Source organism: Cyanobacteria bacterium GSL.Bin1, from assembly GCA_009909085.1.
GTDB lineage: Bacteria > Cyanobacteriota > Cyanobacteriia > Cyanobacteriales > Rubidibacteraceae > Halothece.
In genome coordinates this window covers 1-18,339 of the sequence record JAAANX010000043.1, presented here as the reverse complement: position 1 = coordinate 18,339, position 18,339 = coordinate 1, and the positions used below count along the sequence as shown (strand labels likewise).

Genomic DNA, 18,339 nt, shown 5'->3' with positions numbered 1-18,339 from the left:
CTTCTAACCCCTCAATCTCCTGTCTCCTCTTAGTTTCAACCGTTTAGCTAGTTCTGTAAACCGACCCTTGACAAATTCCCTATTTTCTTAACTTGTCACCAATGGGGGGAGACAAGGGAGACAGGGGAGACAGGGGAGACAGGGGAGACAGGGGAGAACAGATCAGCACACTCATCCCTCAAGAGAAGATTGATCGCCCACTACTATTCCCTATTCCCTTGACTATTCCCGAATGACGCCATCTTCAACGGTCTGAACATTTTCAAAAGCATCAGCAGATCCATCCCAGTTGAAACCATTGATGCGGATGGAAACTGAACCAATTTCTTGTGTGGGATTGTAGCGGAGACGGAGATTATAAGTGCGACGGGAATATTCGAGGATGAAGTCACTGCTAATTACTTCGCCATCATCAAGGTTAATCGAGGCTTGAACTCCCCCCAAAACAGGACCATAAATTTGCTGTAGGACTCCCAACGATAATCGTCTGCGATCAACCAAACGATCAAATTTAAATGGCGATTCCCCTTCGCCAAGGGCTTGGGTATAGGTCACATTGAAACTGGTATAATCAAGAACATTTTTTGAAAAGTGACCCAACTGTCCTCTCAAACCAACACTGAGGCTAAGCGAGTTTTGATCATCACCATTGCTGTAAAGACTTGTCACGCCAGTCACCCCTGTTTGGAAGCGAAGATTGGGAAGCACAGGAGTGGGGGTATATCGTAATCCTTCCTCTTGTGTCGCGGGTAGAGATTCTCCTTGCCAAAGCGAAGTTCCCCAACTGAACTCGGTTGCCGCTTGATAACGGGTCAAGGTCACCCGGTTATTTTCGCGGTCGGGTTCTAAAAGTTCCTGCACATCTGTTTCCGCATTAACGCGCTGCACTCCCCCTTGGTATCGGAAATTAATCCCACTATCACCTAAGGTAAAGTTGGGAGAGGCAATGACAGCGCCAATACTACTTTGTACCGTTTGAAAACCCAGAGAACCATTAAACAGACGATCGCGATAACTAGCTTCTAAATTGAGGCGATGCTGTCCCTTATCTCGTCCCACAGCTTGTTGTAAGCGGATACTGCCCCGTAAATTATCTTCCAACACATCTTCTTCAAATCCAGTCATTTCTCCCCTTGCTGTTAACGTTGTGCGGGGGCTAAACTGTCCTGTCAGTTCTCCTTGAATTCCCAATACTCCAGGATCAGCAATGGAATCATCGAGGAAGGCTTGTTGCACAAAATACTGAGGCGTCACACTAAAATTCCACTGCGGGGTGTTAAAAACCGTAAACTCTCTTTCGACGTATAACCCACCGCGATCATCAGAATCAAAGCCAAAATTAACAATACCAGGCGAACGTTCCCGTTGATCTAGCACAATGCGATTGCGCGGAATTGGAACCGACAACCCATCATCAAAGACTAAACGTTGGTCAGAGGTGAGAATTTCATCTCGTAAGGGTCCCAATTGACGAAATTCAGCTGTATCAGCCCGAACTTCTAATTCAGGCGGAGAAAACGGGTCATTGGTAAGGCGAACATTCGTCGCTGTCCAGTTTCCCCCATCAATCACAATTTCCTCGGCGGCAAAGCGCAAGCGATTAATTCCGCCGCCCGTCTCGGGAACAGAAAAATTTTCTACTCCTCCTCCTCCCCCAGCAGAAAACTGAAATTGCGTATCTTGAGTCACATCTTGAATCGGTGGTTCAGTGAGGGGGGTTGCTGGTAAGGTTGCTGCTGTGCCACCACTCAAACCAAAGGATACATCTCGGTCCAGCGTCGGTTGATAGATTTCCCCGCTGCCATTTTCGATAACCCCTTCATCTTGCAGAAAATTGTATTCAAAGCGATCGCCATTTAAAACTTGTTCCCCGCGCCGGAAGCTAATATTCCCCGTTCCCACTGCCAACCGAGTTGCCGTATTAATTTTTAATTCATCGGCCACTAGAACCCCTTGCGCAAAGCGAACCGTGACATTTCCTTCTGCTGTAATGACCTGAGTTTGAGGATTATAGGTTTGGCGATCTGCCATTACTTCTAGGACCTCTGGCGTGGAAGCTGTCCCTCTCTGGGCAATTTGCCATCGCCGTGTTTTTCCTCCTCTGATTTGAATTTGAACATGAGTAATCTTCTGTCCCGTATTAACTACTCCATTGCGGCGTTCAATTAAGGCAAGCTGAGAGTCATTTTTTGCCGGAACAACAGTTTCTAACTTAGGTTGGGAAAGAGGGGAAACATCAGCAAATAGCATTTATTGATTGACGAGTGACAATTTGTCATGGTTTGCTTACAGGTTGAGTATCATTGGAGCAGAAAGCACAGTTATTATCAATTCTTTGTGTCTCACTTTTCAATTTGACCATGAACAATTTAGCCATCGAAACCCGTGGATTAACTAAGCAATATGATCGTCAACTGGCCGTTTATGATGTTGATTTAACGATTGAGACAGGAGAAGTTTATGGGTTAATTGGTCCCAATGGTGCTGGCAAGACGACCCTAATCCAGATGTTAGCAGGGATTGAAGAGCCAACCGTGGGAGAAGTGTATTGGTTTGATGAACCGGTCCGCTTCCATCAATCTTATTTCCCTCTCAAGCGTCGCTTAGGCTATCTTCCTGATGATTTTCCCCTTTATGACGATCTTACCGTTTGGGATTATTTAGAGTATTTTGGTCGGCTTTATTATCTGCGTCAACCCCAATTACGACGGCGCTTAGAAGAGGTTTTAGAATTAGTTCAACTCACCTCTAAACGCCATAGTTTGATTGCCACTTTATCCCGAGGAATGCGTCAACGGTTGAGTTTAGCCCGAACCATTATTCATGAACCGATTTTATTACTCTTAGATGAACCTGTTTCCGGTCTTGACCCGATGTCTCGTCAACAATTTCGAGAAATTATTAAGGTTTTACAAGAAGCGGGAATGACGATCTTAATTTCTTCTCATGTCCTCAGTGATCTTGCTGAACTTTGTACTTCGATTGGTATTATGGAGTTAGGATACCTAGTAGAAAGTGCGTCTTTAAAAGATCTTTATCAACGGTATTCCCAACAAGAATTAATCATTTCTACGGTAGATCGCATTGAAGAGTTGGCAGAGATTTTACCGCGCTTTCAAGGCGTAGGAACCTATGAAATTATGCCCACAGAAAAGCGGATTAAAGTTGAATTTAGCGGTACCGAAGCCAATAAATCCGACCTGCTGCGATCGCTGCTTGATTTAGGCTTTAAAATCACTGGCTTTCATACGCAAGAACAAAATTTAGAAAAGTTATTTTTACAACTGGATCATCAACAACCATCTTAAGTCAAACTGAAATCAACCCCTTCATACAAATCAAGTATAGGGATAGCAAAGTCCAAACCTTGCAACTCGATTGTCGCTTTCTCCTCTAGATACTCAGTTAATAACCACTGCTGATCATTTTGTTTGGTATATTGCATAATCTGATATCGGGTTTGGTCAATTAAAATATATTCTCTTAATTCAGGAATTGAGCGATAGGCTAAAAATTTATCGCCTTGATCATAGTTTTTAGTGGATTGAGATAAGACTTCTGTAATTAAAATCGGATTCATGACGGTGGTGGTTCCCTGATCTGCATAAACCGGTTCCCCAGCAATCACCATGACATCCGGATAGGTATATTGACGATAACGTGGAATCCAAACTTTAACATCACCGATATAAACGCGATAATTTTGTTTCCTTAAGCCAAACTTAAGATGCGCATATAAATTTCCGGAAATTTCATTATGGTTCGTGGTTCCTCCAGTCATCAGAACAATTTCTCCATCACGATATTCATGTCTTTCTTCTGTGTTTTCTTCTAATTCTAGGTATTCTTCAGGTGTGTAAGATTGAGTTTGGGTCAGCATTACTTTTTCTCTCCTTAAAAACGGAATCACTTGACAGAAGACTGCCTTGATTTTTAATCAGTCAATATTGATTTTTATCTTTATTTTGTGAGAATAATTTTATGGTAGCAGTGGAAACAGGGTATACTGGAGCCAATTCTACGACGACTGAAATAGTTAGACAGATTGTCAACTGTCCATAGGGAGATGAATCCGAATTTCGGTCAGGAATTGAGAACGCAATCAGCGAGGAGTTGTTGTCGAATGTTAGAAGCAGCGCGATCGCGCATCAGTGATTGGAATCCGCAACTGGTGCGAGAAATTAAAGGACGTTGGAAAGGACGTAATCTTTCCATTGCAGTAGTCGCTTCTTTATTAAGCCAACTACTGATTTATTTGGGGTTTAGAGGGGAACTGCCGTCTGCGGTCAATCGCATCAATCGTTACTGTATTGGTACGCCCCCAGTCGAAGAGTTAAGTGCAGCCCAGATGCACAATCCACCGAATAATTATTGTTTAGAAGATACGGCTGGGAATTTAATGATGAATTGGCAATTATGGTGGCTGGATTTATTTACTTGGTTAACAGCTGCTTTTTTAATTGTTCTCTTAGCCGCAGGAACCTATTTACTCATTAGCGACCTGGCCAAAGAAGAAGAAAGTGGAACCTTAAATTTTGTGCGTCTGAGTCCCCGTTCCGCCACGAATCTTTTAGTGGGAAAAATTTTAGGAGTTCCCATTCTTATTTATACGGTAATTTTGTTAGCCTTACCCCTCCACTTGGTTGCAGGCTTGGCAGCAGAGATTCCCCTGACCCTAATTTTAGGATTTTATCTGGTTGTTGTTGCCAGTTGTGCCTTCTTTTTTAGTGCAGCACTCCTCTATGGTTTAGTCACGGCAGGATTAGGGAGTTTTCAAGCTTGGTTAGGCACCGGAATTGTCTTATTATTTCTCTGGTTAGCGACTCTCGGCGGCTACGGTAATTCTTTAGTCAGTAACGATCCTTCTGATTGGCTAGCGTTATTTTATCCGGGGAAGGCTTTGCCCTATTTAATCGGACAAACCCCTCACTCTTTGGATACCATTGGCTACTTTAACCTCAAAGATGCTATGACTTTGCATTGGTATAGTTTCCCGGTTTGGAATTATGCCAGCAGCGCGATCGCGCTATTAATGATCAACTATGCTTGGTGGACGTACTGGGTTTGGCAAGGCTTAAACCGCCGCTTCCATAACGCCCATGCCACGCTTCTCAGTAAACCGAAAAGCTATTGGTTTACCGGTAGTGTCACAGTCTCTTTACTGGGTTTTATGACTTTGGAAGACTACAGCATCGTTCGGAATTTTCAAATCTTTTTTGCCATTGAATTAATGGTGTTTTTATTACTCATTATTGCCTTATCTCCCCATCGACAAACGTTACAAGATTGGGCTAGATATCGGCAGCAAAAGAATCGCAAAGACACCCACAATTTAGTCGCGGATTTAATGCGAGGAGACGAAAGTCCAGCTAACGGCGCGATCGCGCTGAACTTACTCTCCAATATTTTAATTATCACCCCAGCGGTGCTGTTCTTACCACTCGGCAATGATCGCATCTCGGTTTTTGCCACCGTTTTGTCGGTTAGCAGTGCGTTCCTGGCTTATGCTTGCATCGCCCAACTGGTTTTACTGATGAAAACGCAGAAACGGAGTATTTTTGCCATCATCATCGTCAGTAGTGTCATGTTTATTCCCACTGCTGTGGGCGGTATTTTGGAACTGCCACAGGTTCTAACCTTTGCATTTTTCCCCATTGCCACCGGGCCAATTGTGAGCACGACTGGTATTGGCTTTACCTTACTTGCCCAGTGGGTTGTTATTATCAGTTGCACGCTTCAACTGACTCGCCAACTGAAACAAGCGGGAGAATCCAATACAAAAGCCCTATTTGGCAACGAGAACCTCAAACGCTCAATCTTGGGTTAATTCTTTTGCGGTCACAATTTCCCCTTGTGTCCCAAATGACCACAACGCAGCCGCCGCCTCAGCACGGGTGGCGGCTTTTTCTGGTTGTAACAATTGCGTATAGCCATAAACACGACGCAAGGTGGATTGTTCGCCATTGGAGAAGTCAGCAACGATTGCACCGAGGGCTTTCGGGTCAATTTTACTGGCATCTTGAAAGCCCCATGTTTCTTTTACTGTGTTGACATCAGCAGCGGGGAGATTACTTCGCGTATCCAGTGGGACTTTCCAAAGAAAGAGGGTTTCTCGAGTTAAAGGGGCATCGGGACGAAAACGAGTCACTGTTGTATCTCCCGTTAATCGCGAAGGGATTAATCCGGCTTCGGCTAAGCCTTGAATAATGGCAAAATCGGGATCGGAGGGAGGAATGTCGGTAAAGGCAGGGGTTTGAGCTTGTTGCACCGGGCGAATTTGTTGGCTGGCGCGATCGCGATAAAATCGGTTATTCGCCTTGAATAGCCAACGGGCAAAGGTGCGACGGGTCATCGCTTGATTCGGGGCAAACTGCTTCCCACTTTGATTATCATTGGCAATTGGCGTTAAAATTCCGAGTTGAGCCACATCCCGAACATAAGGCGCTAACGGATCAGGCGTTTGTTCTAAATCCGTAAAAGTCCGACTAGCAGAGGTCTGGGTTGAGTCTTCAGATTCTTCAGGCTGAGGGGGTTCTGCTGTAGGACGGGTATCAGCAAGGGGCTGATATTCAATCAGCAGTCGTTGCGTTGCTGCGTCTTCTGTTTCCTCGAAGAGAGTCACTTGTAACGCAAGAGAACTTGATTTGGCCCTAAGAACTTGCTCACCCGCCGTTGCCTCACGCGTAAAGGGAGTAACAATTTCCCAATTCTCTTGCTTCAATGCTTGCTCATAAAAATTGGCAATTTCAGCCCTCTCATCGGTTGTCGTGAGTTCAAGAGTACCAGATGAGGCTTCTGCATTCGTTTCTTGACCCACTAACTCAGCGTTAGGATAAACGGGAATTGTCTCAGGTACCTCTGCTGTCGGTTCTTCAGTGGTTTCAGGAGTCGTCCGGTTGGTATTGTCGGTTGGGGGATTCGACGGATTAGAGGCGTCTGATGAGTCTGAATTAGTCGGTTCTTCCGAAGAAGGAGTCGGTGTCGTTGTTGTGTTTTCTTCTTGTTCTTGGAGATTGGGATCGGCAGCAAGACGTTGTTGAAGGCTCTCACTGCATCCCGTCAGCAAGGTAAAGGTGATGAGTAAACTAATACTTATTTTTCGCTCGAATAAAGGCATTTTATCTAAAATATGAGCTTGGCTAATTTGGGTATTCACGATCAATTATCGCGAAGTTTGATCGGGTAAATCCTATCACCACTACTCTGATTGAAAACAAATAACTGATTTAAATCAACCTGCACACTCAGATGTTCTTGACGGTGACCTTGCCAAATGCCTGACACGAAAAAATTGAGGCTTTCGTTCGTTCCTAAAACCTGACCTCGCAGCAAGGTTTCTCGACCTAACGGTTCAATCAGTTCTACTTCCAACTTTAAACAGGCTAATTCATCTTGCGAAAGAGAATTGGCAACTGAAATGGCTTCTGGACGAATGCCAAGACACAACTTTTCTGGTGAAGCGAAAGCAGTGTCTTTTTCCACTCCCTCTGTAGCACGAAGACGCTGTTCGCCACAATGAAAATAACCCTCGGCATATTTGGCCTGTAAAAAGTTCATGGGAGGACTGCCGAGAAAACCAGCAACCATACGATTTGCCGGAAAATGATAGACCTCTTCTGGTGTCCCAATCTGCTGAATGCGCCCTTGAGAAATCACTACAAGTTGTTCGGCAAGCGTCATTGCTTCCCCTTGGTCATGAGTAACATAGATCGTCGTAATGCCTAATTCCTGATGCAGGCGTTTCAGTTCGGCGCGAGTTTCCTCCCGCAGTTGAGCATCTAAATTAGAAAGGGGTTCATCTAAAAGAAAAGCTTGTGGCTGACGAATAATCGCTCGTCCTAGAGCAACCCGCTGTTGTTGTCCCCCAGAGAGTTGTTTGGGCTTACGGTTGAGCAGATGCGAAATTCCCAGAGACTGCGCCGTTTTCTGTACCTCCTGCTCGATTATTTTGGGCGGCGCTTTTCGCATTTTTAAGCCAAACCCCAAGTTCTCCGCAACGGTAAGATGAGGATAAAGGGCATAGTTTTGAAACACCATTGCCACATCTCGTTCTCGTGCGGGAATTTCATTCACCAGCCGATCGGCAATATAAATACTGCCTTCGCTAACTGTTTCTAACCCGGCGATCGCGCGTAAAAGCGTTGATTTTCCACATCCGGAAGGACCGACTAACACACAAAATTGTCCATCCGCTATCTTTAGGGAAATATCCTCAATTGCGCTGGTTTTACCATAACGTCGTGATACTTGTCGCAGTTCAACTTTTGCCATGAGTTCGATTTTCTGCCAATTCCGCTAAATTTATTACAACAGAGGGAAGCGATTTGCCTTATTTTTGTTAAACAATGTAAAGTAAATACCGGAAAAACAAATTTTTCTGGTAAAGCCAGCTTAGCGCGAGGATATCTGTGAAAGTACAATCGAAGCCACTCTCAACCCAAACTGAACCCTTAATTGCTCAATTTTTCCGCACCACTGCCGGTCATTGGCATTCCCAACGCCGTTACTACACTTTAACGGATGGAAAAACGAAAGAAGTAACCAGTGAGATTTGGGTCGAATTTCTCGAAGCCGGAAGTGAAGCACTTGCGATTTTAGAAGGGTTACATGAATTTCCTCCAAGAACTCTCTTGTGTGGCGCAAAAGTGAGTTGGAGAAGTGAAGATAGCAAGACTGGGAAAAAGCAATCCGAAGATTCCACCTTATTTGGTGCCTTGGGAAATACCTTATATCGCGATCGCGGCTTTGCCATTGCCTCTCCCGTCACTGCCGAATATTACTTTACCAATCCCAATACCCTCTGTTTGCGAACCGAATATAACGGTTCCGTTTTTGAAGAAGAACTCAAACTGATCAGTGATCGGTATCGCACTCGCCAGACGATTATTTCCCGTGCTGGAGAAGAAATTATGATTGGTCAATATTTGGAAAAACGCATCAGTTAACTAAAATCAGCAAGCGGTGAGAGGATTGGGTAATTAATTTCCTCTCATCTCTACTGAAACCCTCCAGTGATTTTGCTTGCCATGCGCTAATCATAAATTAATAAAGATGACCCGATTGACAAGAAGACTGAGAATAGGTTTTGTTATCCTCTTCCTTAACTTCACGAGGGAGTTTAACTTCAAAAGAAGAGCCTTGATGGATCACACTATGTACCGTAATTTCTCCACCCATTAATGACACTAAAGAATCAGTAATTGCCAGTCCTAAGCCGGTTCCAGGATATTTGCGCGTTAAGGTCTGATCCACTTGGCGAAAGGCTTCAAAAATCTGCGATTTTTCTTCTTCGGTCATGCCAATTCCGGTATCTTGAACCATAATTTTAATCCAATTTTCCGGTAATTCTCTAACAATAACTGTTACTGAGCCTTCTTCAGTAAATTTAATTGCATTGGAGAGTAAATTAATAATAACTTGACGAATCCGGGTACTATCATTCGTAACCCAAGGATTTTTCAATTCAGACCGAAAATTTAAGGCAATCTTTTTTTCATCTGCCAGCGATCGCAGCTCTTCTACCGTATCAGAAATAACGGTTTGCAGGTTACAGCGTTCAAGGCGCAATTCTAATCGCCCTGCTTCCATTTTGGAAAGGTCTAGAATATCATTAATCAGAGCCAGTAGGGTTTTTCCGTTACTCAAGATACGCTCTAACATTTGGGTATGTTGCGGCTTTAAGGTCTCTTTCACTTGCCGTAACAACAACTGCGAAAAGCCAATAATCGCATTCATGGGCGTGCGGAGTTCGTGAGACATGGTAGCGATAAATTGGGATTTTAAACGCGCTGCTTCGAGCAATTTGATATTTTGTAATTTGATATGCCGTTGCTGTTTTTCTAACTCTTGATTTTGCTGAGCGAGAATTTTATTTTGTTGTTCGAGGCGTTCTTCTCCCTCTTCTAAACTTTTAATCAGTCGGGCATTATCGATCGCGATCGCGGCTTGTTCTCCCACCGCTTTTAATAGCTTTTGATCTTCTTCATTAAACGTTGCTTGAAAATTTTCCCTTGCGTTTTGATGCCAACGACCTACGGCTAAAATCCCTAAGCGTCCTGATTTTGCCGATTCAATCGCAACCCCATACATCAAATGCGGTAACTGTTCAATCCCCTGGTCATTTTGATAAATTTCTGGCTTACCGTGAGTAAAAACGGATTTCAGAACCCCTTTTTCTAAGGAAAAAACCTGCTTTAAATCGACATTTTCTGTCTGTTCTCCGGCCACAACCGTTAACATCACTTCCTGATGGGAATTGTACAAAGCAATTAAACAGACTTCTGCGTGGGCAATGGTTTTATAGGTGGCTTGTGCCATCACCTTTAAGAGTTCCGGCAAATTACTCAACCGTTGATTCAACAAGTTTGTTAACTGTTGGAGGGTGCGCAGCTGTTGTTCTTGTTCTTGTAAAATCCGAAAAGTGGTGCGTAAATTATTGGTTGCTTCTTGCGCTTCCTGGTACAAACGAGCATTTTCAATTGCTAACGCCGCCCGTTGGGCTAAATCTTCGGCTAAGGATAAATCGGCTTGGGTATAATGTCGCCCCGATTCACTACTGGCAAACAAGAGCGTGCCTAAAATTTCTTCACCAACGGCTAGAGGTACACAGATGTAAGAACGACAATCCAATGCTTCTAAAATATGGAGATGTTCTTGATCTACCGCCATATCATAATTTTTCGCCCCATTGACATAAAAACAGGCATCGGAACCATGACTTCGCAAGACAGCAGCACCACAATGATATTGTTTTTTTTCTTGATTATTGAGATAAGGTTCTAATTGCCAAACCAGGTTCGCTTTATTGGGATCAACATGAGCCACTGCAATGCGTTTTAAGCTGGGTGGACTCCCATAAACCCCTTCTCCATCCACCACATCGATCGCGCACCAATCCGCAAGGCGAGGCACCGCCAGACGCGCTAAATTTTCCAAGGTGGTGCGATATTCTAGAGAAGAAGACAAGAGTTGACTAGCTTCGGCAAGAAACTGACTGCGCACTTCATTGCGCTTGCGTTCAGTAATATCAATTAAAACCCCTGAGAGGCGCCGGGCTTCTCCGCGAAGAGTATGTTGCGCTTTGCCGCGAGCAATGCAGTAGCGATATTCGCCAGAGGTATGACGGACGCGAAATTCAACTTCGATTTGGTTAATTGTACCCAGCAAACAGTCTTCAACCGTTGCTTTCACCTGGGCACGATCATCGGGATGAATTTGACCATAGAACTGGTCTTTTTCAATTTCTCGCTCCCCTGGTGCTAAACCAATCATTTGTAGAAAGCGGTCATTACAATAGACGACTTGTGATTCAACATTCCAATCCCAAATCCCTTCATTCGAGCCTTCTAAAACCAGTCGATAGCGTTCTTCACTTTCCCGAAGACGCGCATTAGCTGCTTCGGCTTCGCGTTCGGCACGATACACCCGAACCGCGCGGTGGAGGCTTTGGGAGAGATTTTCCGGAGAGATTTCTGCTTTAGATAAATAATCAATCGCCCCCGCTTTCATCAAGTCAACTGCCACTTGATGATCCCCTTGTCCGGTTAAGACCACCAAAGGTAGTTTACTGTACTGACTCCGAATTTGTTCAATTAAACTTAAGCCATCGCCATCGGGCAGTCGGTAGTCTAAAAAGACACATTCGAGATCATCATGACTGTCTAAGTTGTCGAGGGCACTAGTACAGTTGTCTGCTGAGAGGATAATCAGTTCATCTTCCACGCCTTTTTTCAAAGCGCGCTCAACCGCCATGCGATCCACTTCATCATCTTCTACCAGTAACACTTTTACCATAGCCATTAATGATCTGGATAAATCGTTGGCAGTTGACTCAACTGCCAATATTCATCAATTACCGCGATCGTATCCACAAATTTATCAAATGTCACCGGCTTGAGAATATAACCGGCAACATTAAACTTATACGCTTCTACTTTATCTCTGTCTTCATCAGATGTCGTCAGGACAATGACAGAGGTTGTTTGCAAGCAGGGATCAGCCCTTAGTTCATGGAGAAATTCAATTCCCCCCATTTTGGGCATATTCAAATCAAGCAAGACCAACCGGTTATGCAAGGGCATTGTTTCCGTTCCCTCTCCTCGCAGTAAATTCAAGGCTTCAATCCCATTATTGGCCACAAACAGTTGATGGTCTTTTAGAAGATTATTTTTCTTAAAGGCGCGTTGCACGGTCATTACATCAACTTCATCATCTTCTACTAATAAAATATTGAGTTGTTTTTTTGACATTTTTGTTGCAACAATTAACGTCATGGCTCTTCAGTGTAACAAAGGCTACCATTTCTTTTCCTCTACTTAAAAATAGAGTTCTCAGAAATGGATAATTGGTTTATCTTTTAAGCCAGGTAAAATAAAAAGTAGTTCCCTTTTCGGGTTCCGACTCTACTTTAATTGTTCCTCCTTTATCGTCAAGAATTTTTTTAATAATTGCTAAGCCAACACCTGTATTTTCTACAGTATCGCGCGCTTGGAGCGTTTGAAACATAATAAATATTTTTTCATGAAATTTGGAATCAATGCCGGGTCCATCATCGCTAATGCTAAATTGGTAAGCGTTTGCTAGTTCTTGGGAAGCAATAAAAATTTTTCCATCGCAACGATGATGATGTTTAATCGCATTGCTAATTAAATTTGTAAAGATTTGTTGTAAGGGTAAGGGATCAGTGACTAAAGTGGGCATCGGAGTCGAAAATTCAATGGTGAATTCCGGCGGCGGGGCAAGGGAATCAATAATTTCTTTCAGTAACGATTCCACATTGACGGTCTCGACTTGTGAGCGCATTCGTCCGACACGAGAGTATTCCAAAATGCCATTAATAAACGCTTCCATGCGATGGACTCTTCCGCGTAATAAATCCATTTGATGTTGCATTTCTGGGTCTAATCTGCCGGCTAAATCTTCTTCAATCCAACTGGAAAGATTCGCGATCGCGCGTAAAGGCGCTTTGAGATCATGAGATACAATGTAAGCAAATTGGTCTAACTCTTGATTGCGTTTTTCGAGGGTTTGGGTCGTCCGCGCTAAATAAGCATTACTTTCTTCAATCCGATCTGTATATTGTGACAATTGATGATCTAAATTAATAAAAAGATAAATCGCGCCACCGGTTGCTGTTAAGCCAACAATCAGGGCTAACCATTGCACTTGTGTGGTTAAATTTTTCCAAGTCTCAACTTTTGCTTCCCGTTGCGCTTGCGCATTTTTTTGTTGTTCAATAAACTGCGCGATTACATTTTCTAGCTCTTGAAATTGAATCTCATTTTTTAAAAGTTGCCGATCAAGGACCGAAGATTGTTGGGTGATTTTTGTTGAATTTTGACTCAGTTGAATCGTTGCTTCTAAATGATTCAGTTGTTGTTTAACTAACTCTTGAATTTGAGCAACTTCTGTTTTTTGTATGGCACTTTCTTGGGCTAAAGCTTGTAACTCATCGCAGTTTTTATTAATCGTGGTTTGTGCTTTTTCATAGTTATCTAAAAACGTCTGATTTTGGGTAACACTATAACCCCGGACTTCCGATTCTGCCCCTTGTAATCCCAGCAGCAAGGCATTGGCAGCATTGAGAATACTTTGACTTTTTTGTTCTTGAGTCCGGGCATTTGCCGTTTGAGACCGTAAGCCAGCAATCATTAAAATTGCGGTCAGCAAACAAATTACAGGGAGGGCAATCATAATTCCTCCTCGCCACCGCAAATTAAAAATGAAGAGCTTTTTCCATTGCCGAGACGTCTGCGTCATCTGCTACTTTCCAAAAAATTACGTACACTAGAAAAGAAAAGCAAAACGCTACCCCATGAGCCGATTCAGCAAGCAACTAGGACTTTATTTGGGTTTACTTACTTTAGGAGGAGTGGCTGGATTATCTGCCAGTCAATATTGGCAAGACGATCCATCACCGGCAGTTGATCTCTCCCCAGTGCAGCCGATCCAACTTCCCGATCCTTCTTCACGACCCGCTACGCCTCCTCTAGAAAGTTCCAGCTTTATTGCTAGAGCAGCCCAAACCGTGGGTCCAGCCGTTGTTCGCCTTGACTCGGCTCGAATTATATCACAAAAGGAACAGGAGCCTTTTTATCGACGATTTTTTGGGGAAGAAGCCCCTCAAGAACGTCGTCGGGTGCGGGAAGGAACCGGATCGGGGTTTATTTTTAGTGCAGATGGCTTAGTCTTAACCAATGCCCATGTCGTGGAAGATGCCGATGAGGTCAAAGTAACGCTGAGAGATGGACGAAGTTTTGAGGGAGTTGTGGTCGGGGCTGATCTAGTAACTGATGTCGCTGTGATTAAAATTCCGGCTCAGAACCTTCCCACTGTTACTTTGGGCAGTTCTCAAGCGATTATCCCCGGCGATTGGGCGATCGCGATTGGCAATCCGCTTGGCTTAAATAATACCGTTACTGTGGGCATTATCAGTGCCATTGGCCGGTCGAGTTCTCAAGTGGGCATTCCCGATAAACGGGTCAGTTTCATTCAAACGGATGCAGCGATTAATCCAGGCAATTCGGGGGGTCCGCTTTTAAATGCCCAAGGGGAGGTCATTGGCGTTAATACGGCAATTCGCGCCAATGCCGAAGGGTTAGGGTTTGCCATTCCCATCGAACTTGCCTCCCGCATTGCAAACCAATTGGTCACAGAAGGAGAAGCCGCGCACCCCTACTTGGGGATTCGGATGGTAACACTCACCCCCGATCTGCGCAAAGAAATTAATGGTGCTAGTCGCTTTGACTTTTCCGTTGCGGCTGAACAAGGGGTACTGGTTGTCGGTGTCGTGGATAATTCTCCGGCTGATCGCGCCGGTTTTCGCGAAGGTGATATCATTTTGAACGTAGGCGGCAATGCCATCCAAACGGCCACTGATGTCCAACAAGCGGTGGAAAGGAGTGCTATTGGTGAAGCATTAACAGTAAATGTTAATCGCAATGGCAAGGAGGAAACGCTGACGGTTCGTCCTGGTAAGTTCCCCACTGATGATTAAGGTAGCAACTATAAAAAATTAATGATGAATCAACCCCAACCGAGTGTCACGCCCAATACCAAAGAACCTAAGTTTGGCTTTAATCAATATGCAGAACGTCTGAATGGTCGTGCTGCCATGATTGGGTTTGTCGCCCTATTGCTGATCGAATTTCTCACCGGAAAGGGCTTACTCGCTTGGGTAGGATTAGTTTGATCGTTCGTTACTGTAGAATTAGCACTTTGAATTAAAATCTAACGCTCAAGGACAAGCATGAACATTTTGTTACCGCGCTTTATTACTCGTGCTTATCGCAAAGAACCCATTTCTGCTTTTATTTTGACCATTGGAGTCGTCAATGCCCTGATTGGCGGCTTTGGGGAGCGTTGGAGCTTATTGACGCTAGGACTCTTAGTGGGCACCAGCGCGATCGCGCTCCGGTGGTGGCAAAGCTATCAATATCGCCCCGTTTCCCAACGCAAAACAACAACTCGTTATCTCACTGGGTCCGATACCCCCTCTCCCCGTCCTTTACCCACTCTCTCGAAAATGCAGCGTCCGTCTCGTCGTTAGTGAGCAATTACCAGATACCAATGACTCATTATTGGGTTCACCAGCTCTCCCCCTCACCCCTTTGCCTTGTCTTCCTTCAAGGCAGCTTCTCATTCTTGTTGGAGATAGCGTTCAAACCATAAGCCGGCAACAACAATGGCGAGACCACAGAGAAAGAAAATGACCGACTTGAAGACTAAGCCGGTTTGATACTCCAACATCCGGGAGAAAATTTGTAAACTCAAAAATAATAAACCGGCCCAGAACTGGAGACGAATCTCTTGATTGAGCCCTTGTCGAATCAGCGCGATCGCGAGAAAAAAGAGCAGAGCATTATAGATGACAGTGGGCAACCACACGACATTGAAAAGGCTGAATCCTGCCACGGCACTGCCGACTCCTAAGCCAGTTAAGACACTCGTAACCGCAACCAGTGTACTGTTGAACGCCAATCGCCACCCTCGATTTCTTCTCTGACCCAAACGCCACCACTGATAAATCGTGAGGCTGGTAAAGACGATCAGTTGTCCGAAAACAGCCGGATGAGAGAGCACTGCTTCCTCGTTGCGACCCACATTCAAATCACGCCAGATATAGTGAAAGGAAAACAAGTAACAGACAGCAGCAAGAAACAAGATGGCCAGACGAGAGGTAACTGCGTGAAATTGGAGTCGAATGTCGATTCGTCGGGGATAGTAGGCCCATAATAATAAAGGAGGCAGCGCGATCGCGGCAGTAACCACTCCTCCGGCTAGAAAAGAAGGCGCGATCGTTGATAATTCCCGAATCACACTCACTTCAAAGGCGGAAACCACTGCTACCACTCCCCAAACTAACACCCATTGTGATTGACACAATTCAGCTAGAGGAAGATAGAGGACCATTGCCAGTAAGGGAACATATTGCATAACAACCGACAATCGCATCGTCTCTCCCGGATCAAACAGATTAGGAAGTCCCCACCAATACCCCACTCCGATCAACCCAATGGCAAGAATTGCCAGCCAAGTCAGCTGTAACCCATAAGCCATGGCTAAGACACCTATTCCCCAAACAAAATACAGTTCATAAACGGCGCCACTTTGGTGAAACATTTGGGACATTAACCCTAAATTTGCCCCAAGAAGCAAAGCACCGCATAAAAGCAGTCCTTTTCCCAATCGTTGCCACCGCTGTTGCGGAGAGTGCCATCCCCAAAAGCCAGCACTATTGACGGCAATAAAGAGACTTAAGAGCAATCCTACTCGCACTCCTCGCGACCAACCTTGCCAGTTGGCAGCCACTAGGGTAATTAAACCTAAGCCGAGAAGCAATCCGCCCAAACCAAATAAAATAATGATAAAGCGACTCTGACGATCCGCTTCGAGAGTATGAAACTGATAACGTTGGGCTAATCGGTGAAAAACAGAGGGATCAATTAACCCCTCTGCTTGCCACTTTTCTGCTTCTTTTCTTAATTGCTGGCGAAATTTCTCAGAAGCCATTTTGTCATTGGTTATTCGGAAATCAGAAATTAGAAAACAAAACTCCGAATCAGGAACTAATAACAATTATGGCATCGACTTGTCTCGCGCTGATCAGATCTAGATTGCCTCAGCCTAGAATCTAGGATCTCCTCCCATAAGATAGCGCCAAAATTGGGAGATGAAGGAAAAAATTCAATTAGAATTGATAAGAAACCCCTACTGTCAAAACAGGATAAATATTAAAGTTATCCAATTCGTCTTCTAAATCTTCTTCTTCCTGGGCAATGGCTTGCTCAACCTGATTTTGAACAGCAGGAGCAACATCATTGGCTGATACATCTACTTCCGGAGAACCCGGGAACATCACTCCTAAATTCACGTTAAAATTCCAACGGCTACCGGGTCGGACTGGGTTACCCCAACCAATACCAATGTAGGGAGCAATTTCATTGGGAAACTCAACATCTGCATCAACTGAACCTAATTCTGATGCAGCGAAGGTATCGTCGCCAATATCAATCGTTCCTCCGTTAGGTGTTGCTGTCCCGCTAATGTTGTTGTCATTGAAGATTAAGCCTGCAGAAACTTTAAATCCAGCATTCTCGAAAGGATAGTAATCTGCAGCAGCAGAAATGTTGAGTAAATTGACATCGGAATCATAAGTGGCTTCTGTATCCTCAACATCGATTCCCAAAGAAAAGGCATTGAGTCCCAGTCGCCCATTTAATTGTGGAGTAATGCCATAGGTCACAGATGCTCCCAAACCTAGAGTTCCAATCTCAGGCGTAACCGCCCAACCACTGTTAGCACTAGAGGGGGAAGAAGCTGAAGAAGTTTCAACTCCAGGCGTTGAAGGTTCTAAATCAGCGCAGCGAGAATTAAAGGGATAGCGTTCACAAAATTCTTCTAAGTTGACTGGATCATACGCGGTAAAAAGGTCAGAAGCAGAATAAGAATATTTTGTAAGTTCCGATGCTTTTTTTCCGATATTTGTCTCAGCTAATGCAGATTCAGAGGCAAAAGCTGTAACAGCAATTAGACAAAATAAAGACACACCAACTTTACTGTTAGACATAATCACACTCACTCCTCACAATTGATCTTGTTAATCTCTGAAATGATAGTAAAGTGATCATTAATTTGCTAATGTTTAATAGAGGACACTTTGAAAAGTGTCCTCTATTGCTTTATATTAGTAATTTCACTCACAATTATGATATATTAAAGTAACTGCCGAGGTAGGAGAGAGAGCTGACTGACGAGAAGAAGAAAGTGATAAGATTGGGTGCATGACCCCAAAAGAACAAACCCAACGCCTCATCGCCTTAGAAACAGAAAACCAAGCTC

15 protein-coding genes are annotated in these 18,339 nt (G+C 44.2%); 6 read left to right on the top strand and 9 right to left on the bottom strand.

The window, feature by feature from the left end; genetic code table 11:
* Positions 1–222: 222 nt before the first annotated feature.
* Positions 223–2,250, bottom strand: coding sequence for a DUF3769 domain-containing protein (locus tag GVY04_04215; GenBank protein NBD15358.1), 2,028 nt, complete (start codon positions 2,248–2,250; stop codon positions 223–225).
* Between the two features lie 110 nt (positions 2,251–2,360).
* On the opposite strand from GVY04_04215, the gene GVY04_04210 reads away from it, so the two are divergent.
* Positions 2,361–3,308, top strand: a complete 948-nt coding sequence (locus tag GVY04_04210) for an ATP-binding cassette domain-containing protein (protein NBD15357.1) — start codon at positions 2,361–2,363, stop codon at positions 3,306–3,308.
* On the opposite strand, the gene GVY04_04205 is transcribed toward GVY04_04210, so the two are convergent.
* On the bottom strand, positions 3,305–3,880 hold the full coding sequence (locus tag GVY04_04205; GenBank protein NBD15356.1) for a Uma2 family endonuclease: 576 nt from the start codon (positions 3,878–3,880) through the stop codon (positions 3,305–3,307). The genes GVY04_04210 and GVY04_04205 overlap by 4 nt on opposite strands.
* Positions 3,881–4,123: 243 nt before the next feature.
* Here GVY04_04205 and GVY04_04200 point away from each other — a divergent pair, with 243 nt between their 5' ends.
* The gene (locus GVY04_04200) at positions 4,124–5,827 is read left to right on the top strand and encodes a hypothetical protein (GenBank protein ID NBD15355.1); all 1,704 of its coding nucleotides are present in this window, start codon (positions 4,124–4,126) and stop codon (positions 5,825–5,827) included.
* Here the strand turns inward: GVY04_04200 and GVY04_04195 are convergent.
* Together GVY04_04195 and ugpC are read right to left on the bottom strand one after the other, a co-directional pair.
* Entirely contained in the window at positions 5,813–7,117 is a 1,305-nt protein-coding gene (locus GVY04_04195) for an S-layer protein (protein ID NBD15354.1), read from the bottom strand. The two genes, GVY04_04200 and GVY04_04195, sit on opposite strands and share 15 nt — an antisense overlap.
* Positions 7,118–7,158: 41 nt before the next feature.
* Positions 7,159–8,271 carry a sn-glycerol-3-phosphate ABC transporter ATP-binding protein UgpC gene (ugpC, locus tag GVY04_04190; protein ID NBD15353.1) on the bottom strand — a complete coding sequence of 371 codons (1,113 nt, stop codon included), beginning with the start codon at positions 8,269–8,271 and terminating at the stop codon, positions 7,159–7,161.
* Positions 8,272–8,408: 137 nt separating this feature from the next.
* On the opposite strand from ugpC, the gene GVY04_04185 reads away from it, so the two are divergent.
* Complete coding sequence (locus GVY04_04185) at positions 8,409–8,945, top strand: phycobiliprotein lyase (GenBank protein NBD15352.1); 537 nt, start codon at positions 8,409–8,411, stop codon at positions 8,943–8,945.
* Between the two features lie 97 nt (positions 8,946–9,042).
* On the opposite strand, the gene GVY04_04180 is transcribed toward GVY04_04185, so the two are convergent.
* From GVY04_04180 to GVY04_04170, 3 genes are all read right to left on the bottom strand, one after another.
* The gene (locus GVY04_04180) at positions 9,043–11,793 is read right to left on the bottom strand and encodes a response regulator (protein ID NBD15351.1); all 2,751 of its coding nucleotides are present in this window, start codon (positions 11,791–11,793) and stop codon (positions 9,043–9,045) included.
* Between the two features lie 5 nt (positions 11,794–11,798).
* Positions 11,799–12,248, bottom strand: coding sequence for a response regulator (locus GVY04_04175; GenBank protein ID NBD15350.1), 450 nt, complete (start codon positions 12,246–12,248; stop codon positions 11,799–11,801).
* A gap of 100 nt (positions 12,249–12,348) precedes the next feature.
* Positions 12,349–13,758 (bottom strand): histidine kinase, encoded by a 1,410-nt coding sequence (locus tag GVY04_04170; protein NBD15349.1) that lies wholly within the window; start codon positions 13,756–13,758, stop codon positions 12,349–12,351.
* 55 nt (positions 13,759–13,813) lie between these two features.
* Here GVY04_04170 and GVY04_04165 point away from each other — a divergent pair, with 55 nt between their 5' ends.
* Genes GVY04_04165 through GVY04_04155 form a run of 3 tightly spaced genes read left to right on the top strand, consistent with a single transcriptional unit; the run spans position 13,814 to position 15,547 of the window.
* Entirely contained in the window at positions 13,814–14,995 is a 1,182-nt protein-coding gene (locus GVY04_04165) for a PDZ domain-containing protein (GenBank protein ID NBD15348.1), read from the top strand.
* Between the two features lie 21 nt (positions 14,996–15,016).
* On the top strand, positions 15,017–15,190 hold the full coding sequence (locus GVY04_04160) for a hypothetical protein (protein ID NBD15347.1): 174 nt from the start codon (positions 15,017–15,019) through the stop codon (positions 15,188–15,190).
* A gap of 57 nt (positions 15,191–15,247) precedes the next feature.
* Complete coding sequence (locus GVY04_04155; protein NBD15346.1) at positions 15,248–15,547, top strand: hypothetical protein; 300 nt, start codon at positions 15,248–15,250, stop codon at positions 15,545–15,547.
* A gap of 89 nt (positions 15,548–15,636) precedes the next feature.
* Here the strand turns inward: GVY04_04155 and GVY04_04150 are convergent, their stop codons facing one another.
* Both GVY04_04150 and GVY04_04145 read right to left on the bottom strand, forming a co-directional pair.
* The gene (locus GVY04_04150; GenBank protein NBD15345.1) at positions 15,637–17,010 is read right to left on the bottom strand and encodes a DUF2157 domain-containing protein; all 1,374 of its coding nucleotides are present in this window, start codon (positions 17,008–17,010) and stop codon (positions 15,637–15,639) included.
* A gap of 178 nt (positions 17,011–17,188) precedes the next feature.
* Positions 17,189–18,067, bottom strand: a complete 879-nt coding sequence (locus tag GVY04_04145; GenBank protein NBD15344.1) for a hypothetical protein — start codon at positions 18,065–18,067, stop codon at positions 17,189–17,191.
* Positions 18,068–18,339: the final 272 nt, after the last annotated feature.